At 43.1% G+C, this 17,415-nt stretch carries 14 protein-coding genes and 2 pseudogenes; 9 read left to right on the top strand and 7 right to left on the bottom strand.

The window, feature by feature from the left end; all coding sequences use genetic code 11:
• Positions 1-474: 474 nt before the first annotated feature.
• From ACJJIN_RS03180 to ACJJIN_RS03165, 4 genes and pseudogenes are all read right to left on the bottom strand, one after another.
• Complete coding sequence (locus ACJJIN_RS03180; RefSeq protein WP_444896850.1) at positions 475-816, bottom strand: hypothetical protein; 342 nt, start codon at positions 814-816, stop codon at positions 475-477.
• Between the two features lie 895 nt (positions 817-1,711).
• Positions 1,712-2,662: pseudogene (locus tag ACJJIN_RS03175) on the bottom strand (IS5 family transposase).
• Between the two features lie 32 nt (positions 2,663-2,694).
• Positions 2,695-2,985 (bottom strand): hypothetical protein, encoded by a 291-nt coding sequence (locus ACJJIN_RS03170; protein WP_444896849.1) that lies wholly within the window; start codon positions 2,983-2,985, stop codon positions 2,695-2,697.
• Positions 2,986-3,726: 741 nt separating this feature from the next.
• Entirely contained in the window at positions 3,727-3,996 is a 270-nt protein-coding gene (locus tag ACJJIN_RS03165; protein ID WP_444896848.1) for a hypothetical protein, read from the bottom strand.
• Between the two features lie 289 nt (positions 3,997-4,285).
• Here ACJJIN_RS03165 and ACJJIN_RS03160 point away from each other — a divergent pair, with 289 nt between their 5' ends.
• From ACJJIN_RS03160 to ACJJIN_RS03125, 8 genes and pseudogenes are all read left to right on the top strand, one after another.
• Positions 4,286-4,837 (top strand): IS3 family transposase, encoded by a 552-nt coding sequence (locus ACJJIN_RS03160; protein ID WP_444896847.1) that lies wholly within the window; start codon positions 4,286-4,288, stop codon positions 4,835-4,837.
• A 579-nt stretch (positions 4,838-5,416) separates the two neighbouring features.
• The gene (locus ACJJIN_RS03155; RefSeq protein ID WP_444896846.1) at positions 5,417-5,743 is read left to right on the top strand and encodes a hypothetical protein; all 327 of its coding nucleotides are present in this window, start codon (positions 5,417-5,419) and stop codon (positions 5,741-5,743) included.
• A gap of 65 nt (positions 5,744-5,808) precedes the next feature.
• Positions 5,809-6,039: a hypothetical protein gene (locus ACJJIN_RS03150; RefSeq protein WP_444896845.1), complete on the top strand. Its 231-nt coding sequence runs from the start codon at positions 5,809-5,811 to the stop codon at positions 6,037-6,039.
• 420 nt (positions 6,040-6,459) lie between these two features.
• Positions 6,460-7,110 (top strand): porin family protein, encoded by a 651-nt coding sequence (locus ACJJIN_RS03145; RefSeq protein WP_444896844.1) that lies wholly within the window; start codon positions 6,460-6,462, stop codon positions 7,108-7,110.
• A 292-nt stretch (positions 7,111-7,402) separates the two neighbouring features.
• On the top strand, positions 7,403-7,720 hold the full coding sequence (locus tag ACJJIN_RS03140; RefSeq protein ID WP_444896843.1) for a hypothetical protein: 318 nt from the start codon (positions 7,403-7,405) through the stop codon (positions 7,718-7,720).
• 943 nt (positions 7,721-8,663) lie between these two features.
• On the top strand, positions 8,664-10,205 hold the full coding sequence (locus ACJJIN_RS03135) for a lytic polysaccharide monooxygenase (RefSeq protein WP_444896842.1): 1,542 nt from the start codon (positions 8,664-8,666) through the stop codon (positions 10,203-10,205).
• Positions 10,206-10,798: 593 nt separating this feature from the next.
• A pseudogene (locus ACJJIN_RS03130) lies at positions 10,799-11,091 on the top strand (DDE-type integrase/transposase/recombinase); the annotation flags it as partial.
• A 441-nt stretch (positions 11,092-11,532) separates the two neighbouring features.
• Positions 11,533-13,497 (top strand): NHL repeat-containing protein, encoded by a 1,965-nt coding sequence (locus ACJJIN_RS03125; protein ID WP_444896841.1) that lies wholly within the window; start codon positions 11,533-11,535, stop codon positions 13,495-13,497.
• Positions 13,498-13,692: 195 nt separating this feature from the next.
• Here the strand turns inward: ACJJIN_RS03125 and ACJJIN_RS03120 are convergent, their stop codons facing one another.
• The 3 genes from ACJJIN_RS03120 to ACJJIN_RS03110 are packed head-to-tail and all read right to left on the bottom strand — an operon-like array spanning position 13,693 to position 16,440.
• Positions 13,693-14,313: a response regulator gene (locus tag ACJJIN_RS03120; RefSeq protein WP_444896840.1), complete on the bottom strand. Its 621-nt coding sequence runs from the start codon at positions 14,311-14,313 to the stop codon at positions 13,693-13,695.
• Between the two features lie 13 nt (positions 14,314-14,326).
• Positions 14,327-15,415, bottom strand: a complete 1,089-nt coding sequence (locus ACJJIN_RS03115) for a sensor histidine kinase (protein ID WP_444896839.1) — start codon at positions 15,413-15,415, stop codon at positions 14,327-14,329.
• Positions 15,415-16,440 (bottom strand): alpha/beta fold hydrolase, encoded by a 1,026-nt coding sequence (locus ACJJIN_RS03110; RefSeq protein WP_444896838.1) that lies wholly within the window; start codon positions 16,438-16,440, stop codon positions 15,415-15,417. The genes ACJJIN_RS03115 and ACJJIN_RS03110 overlap by 1 nt, the downstream gene beginning before the upstream one ends.
• A gap of 164 nt (positions 16,441-16,604) precedes the next feature.
• On the opposite strand from ACJJIN_RS03110, the gene ACJJIN_RS03105 reads away from it, so the two are divergent.
• Entirely contained in the window at positions 16,605-16,910 is a 306-nt protein-coding gene (locus ACJJIN_RS03105; RefSeq protein WP_444896837.1) for a hypothetical protein, read from the top strand.
• Positions 16,911-17,415: the final 505 nt, after the last annotated feature.

Here is a 17,415-nt window from a genome sequence, read left to right as displayed (position 1 = left end):
AACTGAAAGCAAGAGGAGCACCTCTTCTACATCAAAACACGAGCCCCCACTAATAAGCCTTCCCAACAGATCCTTCTACGAAGCCTATACAATCACGCATAATTTTTCCTACTTAATAAAACCAATACCAGATCAAGTAGCAGTTTTTGATGGCTACTTCAGTAGTCAAGTCCAGCCTCAGCACGAAGACGTAGCAAACACCCAAAGCCAAAGAAACCGTCGAGTAAGATGTTAAGACAAATGGAAAAAAGATATGAAATGAATAAAATGGCTCTTTATGCCGACACAAAAAACAGCATACTCTAGAAAGGCTCACAATGTTAGAAACAGGTTACTATTGAATCTGCCTGTACAGACTAGTGATTACCTCAACCCCGCATTACCTGAATTAGCTATTTACACTGACAGGGTGAATTGATCAGCCCCCTGAAAGGGTCAAGTGAAAATATCCAGGGGGTAAAGTGTCAAATGGGATTAATTGCCGGAAACATAAAAGTAACCAAATGTTGGGTACCCTCCTGAGTGGCACGTATCAGCCAAGTAAAAATTAACCTTCTTTTTTGCATGAAAAGCAGCCATCAACTGAGCTAAAGTCTCTTGCCCATTTACTGCATCACTACTCCAACGAACAGAATTCTTTGAACATTCTTCCGGCCCTACCACCTCATCAATTGTTACATAACAAGTTGAATCATTAAGGTGGCAGCCCATCCTTATAATCTCTTTTTCACCTGACATATCAGCGAGAGTTGAAGCTGAATAGCCCACTCCAAGGATAGAGACTAAGAAACCAATGAAAAAATCCTTCTTAAACATATCTGTACCAAAATTTAGCAATTTGTTATACACGGACATCGTGTTGAATAGCAACCATTGTAAGATGGCTGCCAGCCATCAACTTATTAAGCACTATCGATTTTTACAAATATTCTTTAAAAAGTACACAACTACAACAGGGGAATTGGGGCTTATTTACTACTTAAACTGAACAATTAAAAGAGGACAAATAAAGCTAACATCAGCCTCTAGCCCAACTTTTACTATCTATACAGTTAAGACCGCTACTAAATCCCTTTTTAGTCATATAATTTTATTTGCAACATGGAGAGGGTAGTTTCATGTTTAAATTACCTACTTTTTTATTAAATCAATCACGACGAAAAACAGCACGCTCGTACTTAATCATAAGCCACAACACTTCCCTAAATGTCATTTCTATACCGGTATCACTCTCCTGAATCCTCCCTAAGTACCGTGTGTTATTGCCCACTCCCTTCGGCTCCCATCATTTGATGAAAGAGAGTAATTCATAAAACTTCAAGGAAGCTATAGAGATATGCTACGTCCACCCTTTCAAATACCAGAAAGCACAAGTTTTAAACGCTAACAACGTCATTTCTCTCATACACCAAGTAGTAATTCTTGTCTAGGTGGCAACCGTTTAAAATTTAATCGCCACCCAAATAGAATAGCGTATATTATCCTATATGAAATACTAATCGACTTACATGATTTGCATAAACAAACCATTAAATTAAACACCTTTTGTATATTTCATCTAAGGAACCTCTTATCAATGGAGCATTTTTCTAGAATTAAGCTGAATTGTTTTAAAAAACTCACTTTTCTATGCAAATACGCTTAATTTCCGCGCAATAGCTCCCTAATTTTTTACCTGAAAACCCCGGTAGGCGAATTTCAGACACACCCCCTAAGCGGCCAAGTATTCTCTCCCTATTAGTAAGTTGGTAAAACCTGCTAGCAAGCACAGCCGCTCAGTATTTTTTAACAGTCCCCGATAGCGGACCTTGTCATAACCAAATACCCGTTTAGTATAGCGAAAGGGGTGCTCTACCTTCGCTCTTATCTGTGCCTTGATCTTTTCTACCTTACGTAGCACATCACGCCCTGGAAGAGTTTTTAGCTTGCTCGGCTTCATTGCTATGTGCCAATCCATCTCCCGCACCTTCAACTCTTCACGCTTCTCCGCACCAATGTGCCCAGAATCACCCCAGACTCTTCCTTCTTCCCCGTGGGGGACTCGCTCTGCGGCTGTGACATCATGTGAGCTCGCTGCTGTTGTTTCTACGCGATGTATTACTCCGAGCACGTCTTCAACCCCGATATACATCTTCATTCCAAAGTGCCGCTGATTGCCTTTCTTTGTTTGATGCATTTCTGAATCACGCTCTTTCTTTTTATTCATAGTTGAAGTTAGCGTAGAGATAGTAGCGGCATCTACAATGGTGCCTTCACGCAGTCCCACGCCATTTTCAGCAAGATGTTTATTGATTTCATCAAATAGGGCTGTACCTAGCTGATTCAGCTCCAGTAAGTGGCGAAAGTTAAGAATCATTATTTCGTCGGGAATTGGGCCGCTCAAAGTCAATCCAGAAAAATTACGCATAGATTCAATCTCATATAACACATCTTCCATGGAAGGGTCACTTAAATTGTAAAACAACTGCATGCAATGAATACGGAGTATGATACTCAATGAATATAGTTGTCGGCCACGTTTGTCTCGGGGATTACAAGGAGTGATCTGAGTTTCTAGTCACTGCCACGGGATGAGGGCTTCCATTTGAGAAAGAAATTTTTCCCGACGAGTTATACGGCGCTTTAGATTGTATTCTGCTTCAGCAAAGGTGACTTGGTGCATAATCTATCGTAGCCTTGACGGATAACTGAATACTACCAAATTGGCTCGGAATTATTCAGAGGTTCCCTAGGTTTAATACCCAAATCAACGATTCTAGAAACCTCATCAGTAGAAGCTCTATGATCCTCATCATCCCTTTTACCTGGAGCTGTGTATTCCGAATCACTCCACATTCTCATCACATACTTTGCATCTTTAACTTGCTTGGGGGTAAAGGATAATATCTGCTTATCTTTAGCTCCTGGCTGCCTCTGAACTTGAACAAGGCGTTCAGATAAATCATAAGTGAGACTCAAATCTAAAGAATCTATAATACGCTGCACAAACCCAATGTAATTTCCCCCGAAACACGCTCACATACTCGAAATGCATTACCGTCATTCGATGCATAGCGAGCAATATTAAAACTAAAACTTAAAAAGTGCTTATCTGTAAGTGCAGTATGCCAGCTAACTTTATCAAGCTTATTTCGCAAAGGCTGACTTTCAGAGTACAACCAACTCTTATTAGCCTGCTTTATCTATTGGCAATTAACAGGCCCCAAATAGTTGGGCCATCGATATTGAGTCAAATCAAATGGGTCGCTTTTTAAACCTGGATCAAAGTTATGAAGGTCTCTCAATTCATATCGGCGATATGCTTCTTTTGTCAGTACTCTCGCATCAAATAAACTTTCATTAACTGGAAGATCCTCTATTGAAGTAACAGCAACTACTAGGCCAACTTTACCGCCATCCCCCCCTATAATGGGCAGCCCCTTAAACCCCCAACTCTTAGATACGTAACATCTGGAAATTTGACTTTATCGTCCAAGTTATCACTCGAACGGTATGAAATTGGGCAAAAAATATTAGCCTTATAAATATCAAATTCCCCAGTCTCTGCCTCCCATTTTTGAGTAGAGGGAAATGGATCCGCTGGAGGGGGGGGGCATGAAAGAAAGTTTAGAGCCGGATAGTGTTTTCTCTATCCTTCTCGCACTACGGAAGTTTGGCCCACGAGAAAAAATATCTTTCAAAAAATTCATATGAAACCTATTTTTTGACCACACTTTTCTTTAACAATTACTTCAAGGGCATAGTTGACCCACTATAATATTGTTTATTTAAGCTTGGAATACTTGCTAACATTGTATTGGCTATAGCGGCCGCTAGAATCCCAAACAATGCTTTTGCACCTGCAAAAGAAAGATTCGAAGCAGCCTCTACAGTAGCAAAAGCTACAACATTCGAATCAGCTCTTTTATAGATTTTTACAGCAGAATCAAAAGCACCTACAAGTTTATTGGCTAACTCTTCTCTTGCTCGCGACTTGCACAGCTCACTTACCTCCATTGCTTCCTTTCCAAGTCCTAATTCAAAGCCATCAAAAATCTGGGCAACACCTGACGTGGCTTTATACCAGGTTGAACCTGTAGTGGTCTAATACTTCCAGACACTTCGCTAAGATAGTAAAACTACCAAGCGGGGTGAAATATGACAAAAGAAGGTGCACATCGGCAGTTCAAGCCGGAATTAAAGAAAGACGCCGTAGCCCTAGTCTCTGAGCAAGGGTACTCGATTTCTAAGTCCGTAGAGACTGTAGGAACCACTCCCAACAACCGGCGACGCGGGATGCCCGCGAGTGAGCGGAATTGGGTCGGTTGCGACACGAAATCAAGCAATTGCGGATGGAGAAAGAAACCCTAAAGAAGGCCTTGAAATTGGGTGTTACCGAGTGCGTAGGCTCATTAACAAGCTAGGTTTGGCAGTAAAACGCAAGAAGCGATTTATGTTGACGACAGAGAACAAACACCAGCTTCCGATTGCAGATAATCTTCTGAATAGGGAATTCTCATCAAGTGTTAAAAATCAATTTTGGACGACTGATTTTACGTATATCTGGATTGTGCAGGGCCGGTTGTACTTGGCGGTAGTGATTGATCTTTATTCGCGTCGGATTGTTGGTTGGCATCTAGGTCGCCAGATGGAGACTGCCTTGGTAAGCCATGCGTTGCTGATGGCTACCAATTTGCGTACACCGCCAAAAGGCTTTTTACATCACTCTGATCAAGGTAGTCAGTATGCCAGTTATACTTACCAAGCACTGTTCAAGCAGCATGGGATGGCATACTCAATGAGCCGCAATGGAAATTGTTGGGACAACGCGCCAGCTGAACGTTTTTTAGTGGCCTGAAATGGGAGTGGTTAACGGGAAATCCCATGCAGCAAGGGAGTATGCCATAATCGATATGAGAGCCTATATTACTTATTACAACTCACGCAGAATACATACAACTCTGGGCCCCTATCGAATTTGAGAAATGTGCTTAAAGAGGTGTTCGGTTGGACTTGACCACAACACCGACGTATGGACAACTCTTAAGGTCTCTCACTACATAATCTACATGTACTCCGGCGCCCTTTAACATAGGGTGGCCAACAGACATTGAGCAGAGCATTTCCCAACAATACCGACATATTTGTCCCGGTGGTGGGTATTCGGATACAGGGGGGGCAGCAATACCAAGTCATTTCTGCAAAGACATCCATACCGTGGGTCTTAGCTCAACGCCCCCTAAGCTGCAGCCATTCATAGTCGTCCGCAACGTAATAACAACCGGCAACGATGCTTACTGGAGCGCGACACTACATGCCAAAGCTGTTCTCCCGGCTGGTGTCGACCTCAGCACTCAACTATGATCCTGCCATGTCAGCTAGAAAGTCCAGCCCGCCATGACCATGTCGACATTGTTTCGCTCCGCCGACCACCGTAATGATGGCGGGCGCCTGCCTTCTTTTTCTCGGCGGACTCTTAATCGGTATTCCTGTCAGCGCTCCGGGTGCGTCGATCATCGGCATGGCACACACGCTCGGTCTACTCGAAACCGTGTTCATGCTCGCTTTCGTCATGCTCCGGCCGTCTCTCCGGTTCAACTCGTACAACGCCTGGTTTTTTTGCGGAGTAACGATAGCCTGCTTCTATTGCAACTTTGCAGGTGTCTCCCTGACGATACTGACCGGCGCCGGCCAATATCTAACGCCATGGAGTACGTATCTCGGCAACACGCCATCGCCGGCGAACACGGTGGTCGCCTCTTAACTTAATGTCAGCGCACTCGCGCTAGTGCTTCCGTTCATGCTGTTCTCCGGCTGGATCGACAAGACGTGCCAGAGCGACTGGCTTCAGACCGTTATAGCCATCGTCGCGACACTGGCAACGATCGCGCTTGTGGCCCTCACAGTGGTGACGTCCTGAGCCGGGCCCAACCGCACAACACTTTCCGCTCGGATAGCGGTCGATTGATCCCTCCCTTCAACAACGGACACACCAATGAGCAACTGGTTTTTCCTCAACGGCTGTTCCCCACTCACGCCCAAGAATCAGCAGGAAGCTAGCAGGTTGACCATAAAGCGACAAACTGGCGAAAACCCAAGAACTGATACGAATGACTTGATTACAGTATTAGGAGTGAAGGGAAAGCAAGTAAAGTTAGGCATCCACGCCCCCCATATCTTTACCAGCTCACAGTAAAGAGATCTTTGTATGTGAGCCTAGCTACCTACCCCACGAACGTACCAATAAAAAATTTAGCGGTTAGCATAAATTAAGGGACAAGCCAATCTTCTAGAAGATACAAAAAAGACATAAACCTATCAAATAAAACCTATTTTTCTTTATCTTGTTTTCAAAACAACAAAAGCTAAGTCCATAAAAAAACTCCTTGACTCTCTCCCTCATTCAAAACCAGTATAGGTCCTGTCTATTTTGACATTTAAGAAAAAACAAAATTTTTTACACTATAGAGCCAAATCAACATGAAAATTTCAAAGTTATGTTTACTACTTCCCGCTCTGGCAATTTCCGCTCTATCAACTGCTGAGGAGAACCCCTTCTATTTTGGGGTTGGTTACGGCCAGCAAGATTTCGAGGGAAAAAGTAACCTATCTGTAGATTTTATTGATGGGGAACGATTTAAAGATCAATCCAATTCAATTGATATCTATGCTGGCTATCAGATAAACCCGTATTTTTCTGTCGAAGCTGGATATAGTCACTATGACAAGGCAGCCGATACTTACACCTATAACCTCGCGTCAATAAATGACAAATCTATCGATAGCCTCGATGAAAACCCATTAAGCAACAACTACGAAGAAATACAAGTAGATAGCGCACAACTTAATGCCGTATTTCATTACCCTATACTCGACAGAGCTACCATGAGCGCCTACCTCGGACTTGCCTATACCAGTATTGATAGCGAGCTCAGATTCCCACCGGGAACTGTTTCTATATATCCCGAAATAGTCACCCGATCCAGCGACAAAGACTATGACCTGGCCTACGGCCTCGGCGTGAAATATGATTTTACCGATCGCTTCGCAGGCAAACTACAGTGGAAGAACATTGATAACGGCACCCTCGAAATAAGTGGGTTGCACCTGTCACTAGAGACCCGCTTCTAAGTTGCTGAACAAAAGGGGCTTCTAAACAAGCAGTCACCAAACAAATACTCGCACCTTTGTGGGGCCCCTTCCCTACATTAGAGTCACCATTACAATGCGCTCGCATCTGCGGCCCATTCCAGCATAGCTCTGTGGAAATTCCAGGCGTATAGCGCCAGTTCCTATTATAGTGACGCCTTGGCGAAGATTATCCCAATAGCAACAGTTCCGGACACCCACCAAATAGAGTGTTGGCATTGCTTCAGTAGAGCAGCGTGCACTATTCAATCTGGATTACAAAGCCGATTACTGGATGCTATACGCCAGTGCTACCTGGGTTGGCTCCCGGGACTTGGATGAATTTGCTTCCGAAGGTTTCAATCAGTTGGGCGACTCCACTTTAAAAAGCACAAGCGCAGACGCCTATTGGACAATAGATCTTAAATTAACCTTTGACGTCACTGAAAACCTGAGCCTGTATCTGGGCGGAAACAACCTGACAGATTACACCCAGGTTGAGGAAGGTGAGAGCCCTTTATTCTGGAATGCCAGTGGTGCCTATGACGCAGCCTTTATCTACGGCCCGCTACGAGGGCGTGATTATCACCAGGGCTTCGACTGGAACCTATAATGTGTAGTAGTTCAGACTTGATCTGACAGTTACTGGTCTTTCAGGAGGTACTCTGTCAGGTCAAGTCTGAACTACTACAGCTGATAAGCTCCACCTGAGACTCAATGTCTACAAAATAAGCACAAAGACATGTGCAAACCAGTTCTAGCACCTGAATCTATTGATGCCTACAGCATTAACTTATTGACCGATTTATCTGATACAACAAGCAAATAGATTGAAAAAATAATTACAGTTCAATTTTTGCCCGCTACATATTTGAAGGCCGAAGCTTCTCAATTATTGGTTTGTCATTGTCACTCCCCCTATTCTCGCCTAACCCCTATCAGCTCAACCCAAATAAATTAACATTCACTTAAAGAATAGATAGAGACTAGACCATCGAAAGTGCAATAAATTTACTTTGCAATAGTCTATGCTGCTATGAGACAAACCTCCTCAAACAATGCGGTTTTTCAGCCCCCCAGAAAACCTTCCTGCTCCAATACAATTTAGGCAAGCTAATGAGGCTAGTGTGTATTTTTCGTTTTCATTAATCCGTGGAGCCCTCTGTATTTAGCACATAAACTTCAAGCTTTTATACCGCCCTTCATGCTTTATTTTCTTTGACAGCCATCACATTGTCACAAAACACCAAAAATGATTTCATTTTTTGACCCACTACTCAAGCAACTATTGATTAATGGAAACGTAAATTTTATTAAAACATGTTAATTCATGTATGGCATGGAACCCATGTCCACGTGAAAGGTCTGTCTTATTAGCAATTTTTAACGGGCAATTATTTATTTACTAACTGAATTTTTTGATCCTGGTGACAAGGAAAGAATGGCCGACATCCTCAAACACCAACTTATTTCACAGTATTCACCAGGAAATTGAACTTAATATTCCAGTCGTTCTAAATAAATCGACGAGAATAATGTAAACCAGGAGTAACCTTATGCTTTTAAGAAAAAAAAGCGCGCTTGCGACAATGTTGCTGATACCTTTCAGCTTACAAGTACACGCTCACGGCTGGTCTGAATTTCCAAAAGCCAGGCAAAAAATTTGCTATGATCAAGGCAATATCTGGTCTGGAACACCATCCAATCCAGGCTGTGCCCTGGCAAAATCCATTTCTGGATCTTATCCTTTCCAACAACACAACGAATTCTCCATTAACATCCCTGACTACAATAATTCTGCCGCTGTAAAAAGTGCCATTCCTGATGGAACTCTTTGCTATGCAAATGACTCGCAGAAAAAAGGAATGGGAGCAGCAACTGATGCCTGGACCCGTGTAGAAGTCAATGCGGGAACATTCGAATACGTATTCCAGGCAACAGCGCCACACAACCCATCTTTTTGGGAGTTTTACCTTACGAAGGCGGAAGCAGACCTGTCACAACCACTGGCATGGGATGACCTTGAGCTTATCCAGGAGGAAGGGGACGTACCTGTCGTCAATGGTCAATATCGCATGAATGTCACCATTCCAGAAGACAGGGTAGGTAATGCAATTTTATTTGTACGTTGGCAGCGAGTAGACCCAGTTGGTGAAGGCTTCTACAACTGTAGTGATATCACTATTGTAAATACTGATGTTGAACCGCCTAGCGAACCTGATCCCGGCACCACACAGCCGCACCTGATTCAAGGCAACACCTTTATTCCAGAAGACAATAGTATAGATTCGGTTAATGTGGGGGACACCGTCAATTATACGGTATTCAATAAAAATGGTGAGGAACACTCATCATTTTCGCTGGCAATTACCGAGGATAATAAGAATGACTGGGACAGGCTTTTAGCTTCTCAAGTCACCGGCTGGTACCAATCAAACCACAATGGAAATGTTTTTATTGGTCGCTGGCATGAAGAAATGAATCATTACATGTACTTCCAGGGTGATTTACATGGTAACTACTTCAACTCCAAAGACTCACGTGCCTCCGGTCAATTCACTATTACAAGCAACGGAAGTGAATTAATCGCCACTATCACACCTAAGGTTTTAAAACCGCTTGATATAGCTAGAGTAGAGCATGGGGATTTAGTGGTACTTTCATCGGGAGAAAGTGTCGGAAATATCAATAATACGGAATGGTCACAGGTAAGTGGGAGCCCTGCTGAAACCGCAACCGGGCCCAGCAGTGGTGCACTGGTTATCGACACGTCAAGCTTAACAAATGAACAGCATGAATTAAGTTTCAAGTTAACCGTAAGCGGTGACTCTACTGTTGATGACGAGATCTACTCATTTACTGTTGAACCATCAACTACCACAGATCCCACAGATCCCACAGATCCCACAGATCCCACAGATCCCACAGATCCCACAGATCCCACAGATCCCACAGATCCCAGTATTCAAGCTTGGGATAGCAACGAAATCTACACCGCAGGTGATATCGTTAGCCACAATGGTGAAACATGGACTGCCGGATGGTGGACAAGGGGCGAGGAGCCGGGTACAACCGGCCAATGGGGTGTTTGGCGTTAAGTTAAAGGTCACCAACCAAAACAAGTAGCTAGTAGAAAATTATCTGCTAGCGCTTATCTGAAAGGCCTCAATAATCCTGAGACCTTTCATTATAAAAGCTCACCCCAAAAGAGTTACCTTTCAACTGGATCAACATTTGGAGATTGTGGACTGGAGTAGTCGACATTTAGATCCCAGAAAGCGCGGCGCCTTTACTGAGAATACTCCCCTATTCTCCAGCAGCTGGAAATTCCATCAAAATACTGATCAATCTCAATCGAAATTTTGAAAGCCACTATAAAGATAACGTAAGCGTTGAAGAGGCTGTGCGACATGCTTGCAGCGAGCGCGATAAGCGCTGGGTACACAGCATAAGGACTGTCGGCACAACCTTTCTCCAGCGCCCTGCTAACTCCACTCCGTCACCACCATCATTACTTCCAGCTTTCACCTAAAACCACAATTTTTAATCCAAATCTGAATTCTTGATACTTTCATTACACCTTAGAAAACTAACAGACTGGGAGAGCATCTGATTCACCGCCAGCGCCTCTAGCACCACTCTTCAATCTGTTGGCATGCTGGTTTTCTGATGCACCGAATCAGGAAAGGATTGGTTATATCTAGCGGTAGTGATCGACCTATATAGTTGGCTAGTTATTGGTTGGGTAACGTCGAAAACGGGTGGCTAACTTATGACGCTTTTCAAATGACTATATGGAGATGTAAGAAGCCTACGAATGTTCTCCTGCATACTGACAGGAGAAGTCAGTATTGCTCTAGGAATTATCAACCTTTAATTACAGCGTATGATCTGCGGTACAGTATGAGCGCCAAGGGTAATTACTACAATAACGCCTTTGCAGGTACCTTTTTCCACTCACTTAATGCAGAGCTAATCCATGGTATCCACTGTTGATGGCTAGGATCAAAAATTGCCACTTTCAAATAGTAATACCTGCTATCTCTTGCACTTCTAGCTGCCTATCAAACCCTCTACAACTCAACTCAATAAAGATCGAAAACACTTCTCACCGAAGACAAAGTTGCATGTATATTTTACAGCAACCTCTGTTAGAGCCAAATAAACCTTACTTTCTGCCAAATCACTATTCTACTTATTTCTAGGTAAGATGGAAAATGGTAATGACTACCCATTCCTATTATTTCTTACATACAAATCAGAACTCTCGGTAGAATATTTCAAGTATCTCTGTGTATTTTTTAGAAAAATCTTAACCCTCTTATTCAGGCAATATTCACATAGATAATTTAGAATTACTTTTCTAGCGAAAACATTAATTTAAATGCTAGAAGGTTAACCTTTGTTGTTAATGGGGAAGTATGTATGAAAGTGAATTCTCAAAAATTAATTATATGCCTTGCAGTTACTGCTCTGCTCTCTGGATGCGGAGGTAGTTCTGGAAGTGACAAGTCAGCGAACAGTAATTCTGAAAGCGAACCAGTTAGTGGAGGTGGGAGTGGCTCTGGAAATGGGACAGGGAATGGTTCCGGGAGTGGATCTGGAGATGGAGATGGAGATACCACTACACCTCCAACGGACGACCCCGATGCTGGCAGCTCGCGCTTCACAGTTAGCTTTACACCTTTAAGCGGCAGTACTATTGGCAAAGATAAGGAAATCTATTTAGATTTTAGCGAAGCTATTCTGATCGACAACATTGTCATATCTGGGAGCATGGGAGAGGCCGGTGAACTTTCTCAACTCGATGAAGATACGCTTATATTGCATCCCAGGGGAGACTGGACCAACTCTTCGAACTACTCCCTAACAGTTAACGCCACAGATGATTCCGGCTATGATATCGAAGCGCTAACTGCCACCTACTATATTGATACGCTCTCCCCTTCCATTACTAGCTTCGAGCCAGATATCACTCGCCTGGAGAAAGATGACACGATCAATGTCCTCTTCTCTGAGACCATGGATATCGAGAGCCTTGCCTTATCTGGTACTCTCGTAGAAGATGACTATACAATCAACTGGTCAAAAACAAATATACCCGATGATACCTTAACGATTAGTCCTGTAGATGGCTGGAAATCAGCTCAAGATCGTAGCATTCAGATTGATATAGACGACCTTGTAGGGATTCCATTGATCACTTATGAGAATAGCTTTACTGTTCCCTTTTACTTTGAGAATTTTGATCCCGCACAGGTCGTTATAGGGCAAGATAACTTCTCCAGCACAGATTTGGGAATAAATGCTAAAAATTTTGCCTTTCAGCCATCCGGTGATGTCAGCATCGATGATGAGGGGAAACTATTTATATCAGATACTTCGTCCAATCGCGTCTTAGTTTTTAATTCAATTCCTATGACAAATGGCTCACCTGCAAATGCAGTAATAGGCAAGGACGGACTGGACACTCTGGCCTTATCAAATCCGGAACAGGAATTATTCGGTCCCTCAGACATTAGTTTTGACGGAGAACACCTGCTAATTTCTCAATACCGGGAAAGGCATATTTCTATTTACGATAGTGTGGTATCCGGAGCAGGAGCAGCGCCTACACTGACTTTAAATATTGGAGATTATGACATCTCCCCCTGTAGAAGCCTGGGACTTTGGATTAACTGGGGAGCCACCGTTACTGATGGCAAAATATTGGTTACTGATGCAGCTAATTCCAGGGTGTTAATATGGAGCCAAATTCCTGAAAGTAGTTATACCTCCCCGGATCTCCTTGTTGGTCAGTCAGGGTTAGAAAACTGTGATCCAAACGATGTAGACCAAAGTGGTATATCATATCAACTATCAGCAAGCACCCTATACGATCCAACAGATGTTTGGAGTGACGGAGAAAAGCTGGCCATTATTGACAATGGAAATAACCGAATTCTTCTTTGGAATAATTTTCCTACCAGCAGTTTTGCGCCTGCTGATATTGTTCTCGGACAACCCTCATTCAGCGAAAGGAATATTGAACTACCCGATGTGGACGGTACTGAATGGCCAGTAAATAGTAAGACCCTAAATCGTCCAGAAACTGGCATCTGGTCAAATGGCATTCAACTCTTTGTTGCCGACGCGAAGAACAATAGAGTTTTAGTCTGGAATAATTGGCCAACCAGCAATTTCGCCCCAGCAGACACAGTGCTTGGACAAGCTGACTTTGTAAGCTTCAAGCCAAATGATGCCAACCAAAACGGTATTAGCTATCCTGATGAACCTGAATCACCTACTGCTTCGACTTTAAAGGAACCAACAGGAATTTTTGGATATAAAGACAACTTATTTGTTACTGACTCTGGAAATCATCGAATTCTGATTTTTAAATCTAGATAAAAAAGATCGCTTGACAAATGGCTGTATAACCCGTAGGGGATATATGCGGCCATTTATCAATTTATGCTTAAAAGCTAACTCTGCTTATATGAGTATCTTAAACATATATACGATCTAGAAAAAAACAAAACACAAAAAACCAACTCAAGCGCTTACCAACCCCCATTTTACACTAGCGAAACAATCGACTTTTATTTATTCAGTAGGCTCTATCCAACCATAGTTTTGAGCCAAGTGTGCCGCTTCAACTCTATTACTGACATTCAATTTTTGGCAGCTGCTATGGATATAATTTCGAATGGTACCTGGGGAGAGTGAAACTTCTCGCGCAATATCCTCAGTGGTTTTCCCAGTATAAGCGAGCTGAAGAATCTTCTGCTCTTTAGTGGAGAGCGGATTGTCCCCACAATTGAGTGCTTGCTGCACTAATTCAGGAGCAACGACAGTTTTACCTGCTGAAACTTGACGGATACAGCTTGCGAGCTGGCTCGGCGGAGCATCTTTAAGAAGGTAGCCGCTTACCCCTGCATTGAGTGCTCGACGAATATAGCCACTCCTTGAGAAAGTTGTCAGCATTACAACCTTGGGAGGATTTATAAAGCGCTGTAATTGCTCTGCGAGTTCAAGACCTGTCATCCCAGGCATTTCTATATCACTAACTACCAAATCCGGGCTGCAATTATCGCAAATCTCAAGGGCCTCTCGCCCATTGCTCGCAGTTGCGACGACCCGAATATCTTTCTCCAAGTTAAGTAATGCTCTCAATGCACCGAGCACCATCGCTTGATCTTCAATTAAAAGCACTTTAATCATCATTTAATACAACTACTTATTTGAGGGGAATTGTGGCGTAGATATGACAACCACCCTGGAATTGTATTTTCAAACTGCCTCCAAGTTGGTTCCAGCGATCGCTCATACCACTAAGGCCATGCCCCATAGATACCTTTCCCACAGCCTTTCCATTGTCACAAACATGCAAAGAGAGTAGTTGCTTATCAAGCCACAGCGAAACTTCACACATGCTTGCTTGGCTGTGACGTAGAATATTTGTGGTGGCTTCGCGAATAGTCATTGCCAACGTATTGTCAACGTGAATGGGTATTTCTGTGGCCTCGATATGATGTATACAGGTAATATTCACTGATTCTAGTGCAAACTTTGAACTCGCCAGCTCATTGGCCAGTGTACTGATTTTATAATTCGATACCGTTTCTCGAACCTCGGTAATCGCTGTTCTGGAGATTTTTTTAATATCAAGAATATGCTGCAGTGCCGTTGCTGGATCAACTTCGAGAAGCCTTTCGGCAAGCTCCGCCTTTAAAGTGATACTCGTAAGACTCTGACCGAGGGAATCGTGCAAGTCTTGTGCAATACGCTCACGCTCAGAAGTCTTTGCCATAGAGGAAATTTCCTTTTGGCTTTGTTTAATAACCAGGTTAGATAAGTACTTTCTCAGTTGAAATAGAAAGTTCAGACCGTTGATAGCTGTAAAAAATAGTCCCGTCAAAACAACATATAGTGATTGTCCAGTTAAGTAGGCAGTACTCAAATAAGAAAAAGTAACAACAAACAGCAACACAAGGGATGCATAGAGTTGCCTGTACGCCGAGCAAGCTGCAGCCGCAAAGGCAAAGAAACCGATACCGGCAAGTGAATAAAAAGAAGTGATAACACCTAAAAGGTTTAGCACCAGGACAATACCAGTAACTTTGGTTCCTTTGCACCAAAATACGAGGAAGAACAAAGGGAAGAGAAACAAGTGGCAAATCACTACTACCCCAAAAGCAATTTCACTAAAAGTATGAAAAATAAAGGGCAAGTATATAAGGATCTGAAAATATGGTACTAAGTTCAGAGCACCTCTCAGATTCTTGGGGAAAGAGTAGAACCTTTGCAAATAGTGATATGCCGGCATTAGTTATTAGCTTCCAAAAATTGTACTTCATGCTCCATCCATTCTTTCACATATACAGGTGCCATGGCATGGCCCATACCTTCTACCCACAACGTTTTAGCACCAGGAATGCGAGCTGCATACTTTTTGGCTTGAGCAATACTTAACAGGGGATCTCTATCACCGTGGATAACCATAGTGGGGACCTCTAAGCCCTCCAATCGCTCTAATCTCGAGCCAGAAAGAGAGATTGCTGTAAATTGCTGGACTGGCAGATTATGATCAAATCCTTGCCTATGACGTAGTTCGTAGAGAGTAGTGTGTGCAATATGTTCAACATCAAAGCCTCCCTGCCCCTGAAGACTGTGATAAGTACTTACCATCAACTTAGCCATACCCTCATCGGAGCCACTGAGTCCATAGCGAAGAAATAGCCGAAGCATATTGTATCTGAAGGTTTTTCCCTGGGGTAACTCGGGGTCGTCGAGAAAACCTGAGGACATGATTGAAGTAAGGCTTTTCAAGCGATTGGGAAATTGCAGGGCCATTTCTTGCGCAATCATCCCTCCCATTGAGGCGCCCATAACATGAACTTGCTTAATCCCCAGGGAGTCCATAACCGCAAGGTTATCGCGCATCATGTCGGAAAGGTCGTAAGCAGTCTCCTTAGTCCAGTTGGTAACCCAACTCGAGGCACCGCAGCCACGATGATCGGTGAGTAGTACTTGATAGCCAGCAGCTAAGAGTGGCTCATAGACTTCAGATGGCCAGTACAAAGAAGAAGAGCCCATACCGTTTATCAGTAACACAGTGCCACGAACCGGTATCCCCTCTGGCCTTTTAAGCTGATACCAAATTTTAAGGCTCCCTGAGCGAACATATCCGCTCTGACCTGAGATCAGCTCAGGTAGTGGTTTCTCAAGACTCAGGTTAAGTCGTTTCTGGATATCCTCGGGAAGTTGAGGTGTTGTAAGGACCCAAATAGTACAGACTACCACCAGAAGGAACACTATCGCGCCAACGATTAAAGAAACTGTCTTGATCAATGTAAGCCTCCATAAACACCTTAATACCGGTGCAGAAATAATATTTATAGGTAATATCAGGCAATAGCGGAAATTAGGTAAGTCATTTCTGTCACCAACTATATATGACATTTGTCATCTTTTGTTGATGATTAAACTGCCCAGCTACAACGACTGGATGATAAATGTACATATTGAAATTAATCCTCCACAAGGGGGCTAAGGGTGCAACCCTATGTATGGACCTGCCTGCAGCTCATATCTTCAATAATCATGCAACAGAAACTATAAGGTATAGAAACCAACAATGGACACAGCTGCTTTATGGGCCTGATGCTCCTATAGTTCTGTATAATGCCCAGGTGGATATTATTGGTGCAAGAAAATTACTCCCACCCGCTAAAGATAAAAAATGCCCAACCTCTGTAAAAATTTGGAAGATATCAGAGTCTCTAGCAGAAATTTCACGAGCACCGGATGATTCCAGTTGAGCAGTACAAAAATACAAATGGTCAATTTGTATTACATCCAGCAGCATTGGGCACCAGATCCACCCCTCCCTGACAGGCTATATGACCAGATTTCGTCACAGCTTCCTGAAACTGTTTCCTGAAAAGGTATAAGAGATTGACTTCCCTAGCACCTGAGTAGTTCTTTGATATTTTCTATTCTTAGCTTCTGAAATATACATGAGCCCCCTAATTACCACCCTGCAAGGTCACAATGAACTCTACATAGACACGGCCATTTACTTGATTCACAGTGGTAAAGATCATGGCTTGTAATTAGGTGCAGTTCCAGGAAGGTATTAGTTTTACCCAATTCCTCAAAGAATATTGTACCGAAGACCAGTGTTTCTAGGCTCTCTGCCGGGAGGGGGTAACCATCATTGAAATCAGCGGCCAAGCACAGCAAGAATAATTGATTAAAAATATTCCTACTTCTATACTCAGTATTAGTTATGTTGGAAAGCTATTTCCCAATTACATGCTCCAG

The sequence above is a fragment of the Microbulbifer maximicatervae (SeqCode) genome (genome assembly GCF_052467505.1).
Note: the sequence above shows the minus strand (reverse complement) of the source record. Positions and strands in the feature narration are given on the sequence as shown.